General features: G+C 36.6%; 7 protein-coding genes. 4 read left to right on the top strand and 3 right to left on the bottom strand.

Going from position 1 to position 7000, the window contains the following annotated elements:
• The first annotated feature begins 79 nt into the window (after positions 1–79).
• A complete protein-coding gene (locus tag B0H50_RS11280; protein ID WP_109587755.1) occupies positions 80–439 on the top strand; it encodes a hypothetical protein in 360 nt (119 codons plus the stop codon).
• 8 nt (positions 440–447) lie between these two features.
• Here the strand turns inward: B0H50_RS11280 and B0H50_RS11275 are convergent, their stop codons facing one another.
• Genes B0H50_RS11275 through B0H50_RS11265 form a run of 3 tightly spaced genes read right to left on the bottom strand, consistent with a single transcriptional unit; the run spans position 448 to position 2992 of the window.
• Positions 448–1515: an NAD-dependent epimerase/dehydratase family protein gene (locus B0H50_RS11275; RefSeq protein WP_106198443.1), complete on the bottom strand. Its 1068-nt coding sequence runs from the start codon at positions 1513–1515 to the stop codon at positions 448–450.
• A 2-nt stretch (positions 1516–1517) separates the two neighbouring features.
• Positions 1518–2240, bottom strand: coding sequence for an IspD/TarI family cytidylyltransferase (locus B0H50_RS11270; RefSeq protein WP_106198442.1), 723 nt, complete (start codon positions 2238–2240; stop codon positions 1518–1520).
• Between the two features lie 8 nt (positions 2241–2248).
• Positions 2249–2992: a hypothetical protein gene (locus B0H50_RS11265; protein WP_146193749.1), complete on the bottom strand. Its 744-nt coding sequence runs from the start codon at positions 2990–2992 to the stop codon at positions 2249–2251.
• Between the two features lie 110 nt (positions 2993–3102).
• Here B0H50_RS11265 and B0H50_RS11260 point away from each other — a divergent pair, with 110 nt between their 5' ends.
• The 3 genes from B0H50_RS11260 to B0H50_RS11250 all read left to right on the top strand — a co-directional run bounded on the left by B0H50_RS11260 (position 3103) and on the right by B0H50_RS11250 (position 6997).
• Entirely contained in the window at positions 3103–4341 is a 1239-nt protein-coding gene (locus B0H50_RS11260) for a CotH kinase family protein (protein ID WP_109587753.1), read from the top strand.
• A gap of 108 nt (positions 4342–4449) precedes the next feature.
• The gene (locus B0H50_RS11255; protein WP_106198439.1) at positions 4450–5898 is read left to right on the top strand and encodes a lipopolysaccharide biosynthesis protein; all 1449 of its coding nucleotides are present in this window, start codon (positions 4450–4452) and stop codon (positions 5896–5898) included.
• Entirely contained in the window at positions 5888–6997 is a 1110-nt protein-coding gene (locus B0H50_RS11250; protein ID WP_106198438.1) for a DegT/DnrJ/EryC1/StrS family aminotransferase, read from the top strand. Before B0H50_RS11255 ends, B0H50_RS11250 begins: the two co-directional genes overlap by 11 nt.
• The last annotated feature ends 3 nt before the right edge of the window (positions 6998–7000 follow it).

The following is a 7000-nucleotide window of genomic DNA, read 5'->3' as shown; positions in this document are numbered from 1 at the left end:
AAATTTTAGAAAATAGCCCATTTTTTTTGTTTGATTTAGGCGAAAGTCAACAAAAAAAGGGTGGCGAAGCCACCCACACATGTTGATGAAGAGCCATAAAAATTGGTATTATAAATCTTTAAAAGATTCTTCTAAAAATTGGCATGAAAATCAAAACGATTATGTTCCATTCATCAAAAATTTTCTCATGACATTATACATTTGTTATCAAGAATTAGACAAACGTTTTGCAGTGATCAATTCAAAAAAAATCACAAAATCTGCAAGAATCGAAGCGACTATTTTAAATTCTCTTTTGCCGATTTCTAAAGCGGAGATTTTAAAAATTTTACCCGATGTTAGTGCTACAACAGTAGAATCGATTTTAGGAAAAATGGTTAAAAGTGGCGTGATTACAACGATTGGAAAAGGACGAAATACGAAATATATCAAAAGGTAAAAGAAGGGTTATTTCTTTTTTAACTTCATACTTTTGATTAAGCGGTCAAACATTTGCATTAAGCTGTATTTAGGTTTATAACCCAAAGATTCTAATTTGTTTGTATCAAGGCAAATTTTAACAACTGGATTATAGCCTAATTTCATCGCATCTTCTGCAATATCAAACACAACATTACTTTTATTTTCTGAAAAATTTTCACATACAAATTTTGCCATGTCGGCAATTGAAATCGCTGTAGAATCATTTGCCACATTGTATGCTTCGCCCACATTTCCTTTTGCTAAAATGATAAGCAAAGCACAAACGGCATCTGCTGTGTAGCAATAATTTCGAAGCGTTTCACCTTTTGTTTTTAAAACAATATCATGGCCTTCAATGACACTTCTTGCAAATTGAGCAAACACACGATTATCTGAATAATCAACGCCTGCGCCAAAAGTTTGGCTTAATCTAGCCACTTTTACTGGTACGTTATATTCTGAAGCATAAGAGGCACACAAACATTCAACCATGCGTTTTCCTTCAGAATAACTGCTTCGAACTTGCAAGCAATCAATGTAGCCTGAATCTTTTTCAGAAATTAAAACTTTATTTTCAGGAACACCATAAACTTCAAGCGATGACAAATAAAGCATACCCTGAACATTTTGTGATCGTGCTAAATTAAGCACATTTTGTGTGCCATAAATCGCAGTTGCAATGGTTTCAATCGGGCGTTCAACAAAATCTTTTGAGCTAGTCATACTCGCCGTGTGAATAATAAAATCAATAGGACCGACCTTATCTAAATTTGAATTGATGTCTGCAACAACAATTTCAAAATTTTTAGAATTTAAAATTTCTGAAAAAAGAGCTTTTGCTTTTTCTAAATTTCGAACAAGAGCTTTAATTTTAATATTTTGATTAAACATTCGATTTCTGCATGCAAGTGCAAAAACTAAAATCGAGCCGATTAAACCTGTAGAACCTGTAATAAGAACCGTTTTATTCGAATAAAAATCCCAAGGGATTTCGTTTGATAAAGCAATTTGTTCAACATCTTCTTGAACATATAAATCGTGTAAAGATTCCATTTTTATAATCCAAAAATTTGTGAATTTTCACGAGCTTCAAAGATTGCTCTAAATAAATAAAAATCCATAGGTGTTGTAATTTTGATATTTTCGGTTGGACCTTCGACCATGTGTAATGTATGTCCATAGCGTTTCATTAGGCATGCAGAATCAATAATATCATTTATGCCTTCGCTTCGCGCTTGAATATGAGCTTTATAAAAATCGCCCACTTTAAAACATTGTGGAGCGCGCGCTAAATGGCAATAGCTTCGGTTATAAATATCAGCAATTTTATTATTGTCGTCTGTCCGAATAATGGTTTCAACAGCAGGGGCAACCGTAATTGCATTTCCATTTTCTTTTGCACATTCAATGCAGTTTGTAATCAATTCTTCGGTAATCAAAGGGCGCACACCATCGTGAACAAGCACAATACTATCGTCAGAAATTTTTGCGTCATGAATTGCTTGTATTCCATGATAAATTGATTCTTGCCCCGTGGATCCACCAGGAACAATCCACTTGACTTTTGAAATGTTGTGCTTTTCTAAAAGTGTTTTTAAATAAGGAATCCAAGGTTCAATACATACTACACAAATTGCATCAATTTCAGGGTGATTTTCAAAATATTCTAGCGTATGAATAATAATTGCCCTACCACTCAAAATCAAAAATTGTTTAGGCTTTGCTTTCGTATTCATACGCGTTCCAGAGCCACCTGCAAAAATTAGTGCAACATTCATATCAATTCTCACCAATTTGATGTGAAGAAAAATTCAATGCGGTGACCGGTTTCAAAACCGAAAAGGGTGCCGCGATTCATTTCGTAAGCAAAACCGCAACCGAGCGGAATGGATTTTAAATCGTATTCGATGGCGGCTCGCATGCGAAAGCCCGCATATTCATCGTCCATTTTTTGATAAGCGGTTTTCATGTTTAAATTTTTCGATTCTTCGATGCGCTTGCGCAATAAAAATACATAAGACAATTTAAGTCCGCGGGGATTTTGCAATTTGTAAAAGGGTTTCCAAATCAAAGAAACTTGTCCGCCGATTTCATCGCCCGGCTGAAAATTATCGCGTTCAATAAACGAATAAAATCCGAGTGCTGCACCAAATTCTAAATATTCCGAAATCGGAATGACTGTCAACGGCTCAACTCCTAAACGCTGAAAGCGATCGTTTTGGCTGCCGTCTCCCGGTTCGAATCGCCAATTTACCGCAAGCCCGACGAATTCAATCGGAAAAAATTTAACGCCTAAATACGATTCATTAAAACCGTTGACGCGCAAGTCCACAAGTTCGTGCAACTGATCGTGTAATTCGGTTTCCCATTGATAGCTGAAAAAGCGATACGAAATATCGCTGTAAACGCTAATGCGATTGTTAAAAGCGACTTCGGCAGAAAAGCGCCCGTCTAAGCTGTAAACATCATCGCGGAGCTCTGCCATGCTGCCGAGAGAAATTCCCGAATGCGGGCGCGTGATAGGTCGCACAAATTCCGTCGCAAAAATACTTGTACAGAAGCAGAGTACAAGAGCAAAAATTTTTATATGGCTCGACGAATCAAACATCAATTCAAAATATAGTTATCTTTGCATCGACCATGAAGAATCTTCAAAAACGAATTTTCAAAATCGCAATGATTGCTTTTGCGCTCGGCGTAATTCTCGTCGGCTGCTTTTGGAATTCTCCCGAAGAAGATTCAACTTTTTTGCCATTAGACGATTCGGAATATCCGTATGCGGAACTTCCGCGGCTTGTGATAGAAACGGAAAATTTTAAACAGATTCGCGATAAAGAAACAAAAATTCCTGCGCATTTACAAATTTACGGAAAAGATTCTCCGGAAAGTGAAGTGTTAGAATTGAAAATTAAAGGCCACGGCAATTCATCTTTTATGATGACGAAGTATAGCCTAAAAATCAAGTTTGCAGAAAAACAATCGCTCTTTGGAATGCCGAAAAATAAAGAATGGATTTTAATTTCAAATTTCCGCGATAAAACGCATTTGCGAAATTTCATCACTTTGCAACTGGCGCAAACTTTGGGCGATTATGCGCCGCGGATGGCTTTTGTCGAAGTCTTTTTAAACCGAAAATATATGGGACTTTATTTGCTAACCGAAAGTGTTAAAGTTTCCAAAGATCGCGTGAACATTGCAAAAAATGATTCGAGCTTTTTGATTGAGAAAACAACTGAGGCGGAAAAGAAAAATAACCCCTATTTTACAAGTTCGCTCAATTATCAATTTCGAGTGCGTTTCCCTGAAGATGCAACAATTGAAATTCTAGATAACATAAAAAATCAAGTTAATAAATTCGAATCAATTTTAAAAAATTCTAAATCAAATTTAAATACCGTTTTGGATTTAGAAAATTTTGTGCATTACTATACGATTCAAGAATTTGCAAAAAATATAGACGGGGCATTTGGGCGCAGTACTTTTATTCATAAAGAGTTGGGAAATGTTTTTAAACTTGGTCCTATTTGGGATTTTGATTTAGCGTATGGTCTTTCAAATAAGTCAAAATCTTCTCCTTATGATTGGTATGTCAATCGCTATGGTTGGTATAAGTACCTTTTTAAAAATCAGCAATTTAAAAACGCAGTAAAAAAATTTTGGGATGAAAATCATCAATTCTTTTTAGCGATGAATGATTCTATCGATGTTATGGTTCCGCAAATTCACAAAGCCGTTTTAAACGATGAAAATCGTTGGCCTATTTTAGAGCGTGATGATTCTTGGCCACATGTTGATTATCATACAAGTTATGAATCTGCAGTTGATAGTTTAAAAGATTGGATTATAAAGAGGGAAAAGTGGGTGAGTGGGGAGATTTAAGTTAAAGCTGAGCCATCGTTATGTTCGCTCATATTTCTGTCAGGTAATAATATTTCTAAATTGTAAAAATGCGCAAACGAAAATTCCTATTAAGGATTAAAAAATAATATGGCAGATAGTTTAAAAAGAAAAACTGCACATGGTGTGATTTGGAGTGCTATAGAAAGATTCTCTACTCAGGGCGTTCAATTTCTATTTGGTATTATTCTTGCGCGCATGCTTACTCCAGCAGATTATGGTGTGATTGCAATGCTCACCATTTTCCTTGCTGTTAGCCAAACTTTTATTGATAGCGGTTTTGCAAATGCGATTATCCGAAAAATTGACCGCACTGAAAAAGATATGGCCACGATGTTTTTTTTTAACATTGGGATGGCCTTAGTCTGTTATGCCGTTATCTTTTTTACAGCACCTTTGATTTCTGATTTTTACAAGATGCCAGAACTCACTCTTGTTCTCAGAGTTCTTGCGCTAAGGCTCATTTTCCAATCATTCAATGCGGTACAAACTACTACACTAACTATACAGATTGACTTTAAAAAACAGGCTAAAATTTCACTATCTTGTGCCATTCTTTCTGGAATTGTCGGCATTTTCTTTGCTTATCGCGGTTATGGAGTATGGGCGTTAGTTATTCAAAGCCTTTTTAGTACCATTCTTACATCTGCGCTTTATTGGTTTTTAGTTCGCTGGCGTCCGACTTGTTTCTTTTCAAAAGATTCATTCAAATACTTATTTTCTTACGGTTCTAAGTTACTTCTCTCTGGCTTAATTGATACGGCGTATAACAACATCTACCCACTCATTATTGGCAAATTTTATACTCCAGCTCAATTGGGCGGTTATTCAAAAGCAGAACATTTTGCTCAGTTTCCCTCGTTGAACATTACTCGAATTTTGCAGAGGGTTTCGTTTCCGATCTTGAGCAAAATGCAAGATGACTGTGAGCGTATGCGAAAAGGCTATCTTAAATTTTTGAATATGTCAACTTTTATTGTGTTTCCTTTAATGATGGGGTTATTTGCATTATCTAAACCTTTGGTGTTGACTTTTTTGACAGAGAAATGGATAGACATGGTCATTCTTCTTCAATTACTTTGTATTTCAATGATGTGGTATCCTGTTCATGCGATTAATTTGAATTTACTTCAGGTTTTAGGAAGGTCTGACTTATTTTTAAAACTTGAAATTATCAAAAAAATTGTAGGCATTTCCGTTTTGTGTATAACCCTTCCCCAAGGCCTTATTGTCATGTGCATAGGCAAAATTGTAACAGCATTTATCTCTCTTTACATCAATACCTACTATTCGGGGAAATTAATGAAAGCAGGCCTTGGAACGCAGCTTAAATTTTTAGTTCCCACTTTCATCAATTCTCTTATAATGGCTGGCATTATTTTAGGAGTAAATTCTTTATTGTTGGAAAATCAGTATCTTTTGCAATTAATCGTAGGATTCTGTGTTGGTGTACTTTATTATTTTTTAAGCAGTTATTTTTGCAACAAGAGTACACTGAAAGAGATTTTAAGTATGGTTCAGAGGTCACATGGAAAATAAAGCGATTACTGTTACATCTCCACTGCTTCCTACTTTGGATGATTTTATTCCAATGCTCAAAGATATTTGGAATCGCAAGTGGCTCACAAACAATGGATGTTACCACAAGGAACTTGAAAAAGCCCTTGCAGAATACCTTGGCGTAAAATACATTAGTCTTTTTACCAACGGAACTCTTCCGCTTATTACCGCATTACAAGCGATGCGCATTACAGGCGAAGTGATTACAACGCCTTATAGTTTTGTCGCGACGACGCATTCCCTTTGGTGGAATGGAATTAAGCCTGTCTTTGTTGACATCGAAGAAGAATCTGGAAATATTGATCCTCAAAAAATTGAATCTGCAATTACTCCGCACACAACGGCCATTATGCCAGTGCACGTTTACGGCACGCCTTGTCATACAAAAGAAATTCAAGAAATTGCAGACAAATACGGATTAAAAGTCATTTACGATGCGGCTCATGCTTTCGGCGTTAAAGTCAACGGTGAATCCATTTTAAATCAAGGCGATATGGCAACGCTGAGTTTTCATGCGACGAAAGTTTACAACACAGTCGAAGGAGGCGCACTTATTTGCCGCGATGAAGCGACCAAGAAACGCATTGACTACTTAAAAAATTTCGGTTTTGCTGGTGAAACCGAAGTGATTGCTCCCGGCATTAACAGTAAAATGGACGAACTTCGTGCCGCCTACGGTTTGTTGAATTTACGTCAAGTGGATGATGCCATTGCGAAGCGCAAACATGTCGCAGACCTTTACCGCAAAGAATTGAAAAATACCGCAGGCATTCGCTTTTTAAAAGACCTCGAAGGCGTTCGTCACAATTATTCGTATTTCCCCATTTTCATCGACGAACAAATTTACGGCACAAGCCGCGATGCTTTATACGAAAAATTAAAAGAACACAATATTTTTGGACGCCGCTATTTTTATCCGCTGATTAGCGAATTCTCCACTTACCGCGGACTTGAAAGCGCTCGCCCCGAAAATCTGCCTGTGGCGCACAAACTCGCCGCAAGCGTTTTGTGTTTGCCAATGTTTGCGGATTTAACGGACGCGGATGTTGAAAGAATTTTAAGCGTGGTGAAAAAATAAAAG

Origin of the sequence: Hallerella porci (assembly GCF_003148885.1) — a bacterium.
In the GTDB taxonomy this organism is placed as follows: Bacteria; Fibrobacterota; Fibrobacteria; order Fibrobacterales; family Fibrobacteraceae; genus Hallerella; species Hallerella porci.
Note: the sequence above shows the minus strand (reverse complement) of the source record. Positions and strands in the feature narration are given on the sequence as shown.

Excerpts from the sequence above, each read along its gene's own strand:
- B0H50_RS11280 (WP_109587755.1), top strand. The coding sequence starts at position 80 with ATGTTGATGAAGAGCCATAAAAATTGGTATTATAAATCTTTAAAAGAT.
- B0H50_RS11275 (WP_106198443.1), bottom strand. The coding sequence starts at position 1,515 with ATGGAATCTTTACACGATTTATATGTTCAAGAAGATGTTGAACAAATT.
- B0H50_RS11270 (WP_106198442.1), bottom strand. The coding sequence starts at position 2,240 with ATGAATGTTGCACTAATTTTTGCAGGTGGCTCTGGAACGCGTATGAAT.
- B0H50_RS11260 (WP_109587753.1), top strand. The coding sequence starts at position 3,103 with ATGAAGAATCTTCAAAAACGAATTTTCAAAATCGCAATGATTGCTTTT.
- B0H50_RS11255 (WP_106198439.1), top strand. The coding sequence starts at position 4,450 with ATGGCAGATAGTTTAAAAAGAAAAACTGCACATGGTGTGATTTGGAGT.
- B0H50_RS11250 (WP_106198438.1), top strand. The coding sequence starts at position 5,888 with ATGGAAAATAAAGCGATTACTGTTACATCTCCACTGCTTCCTACTTTG.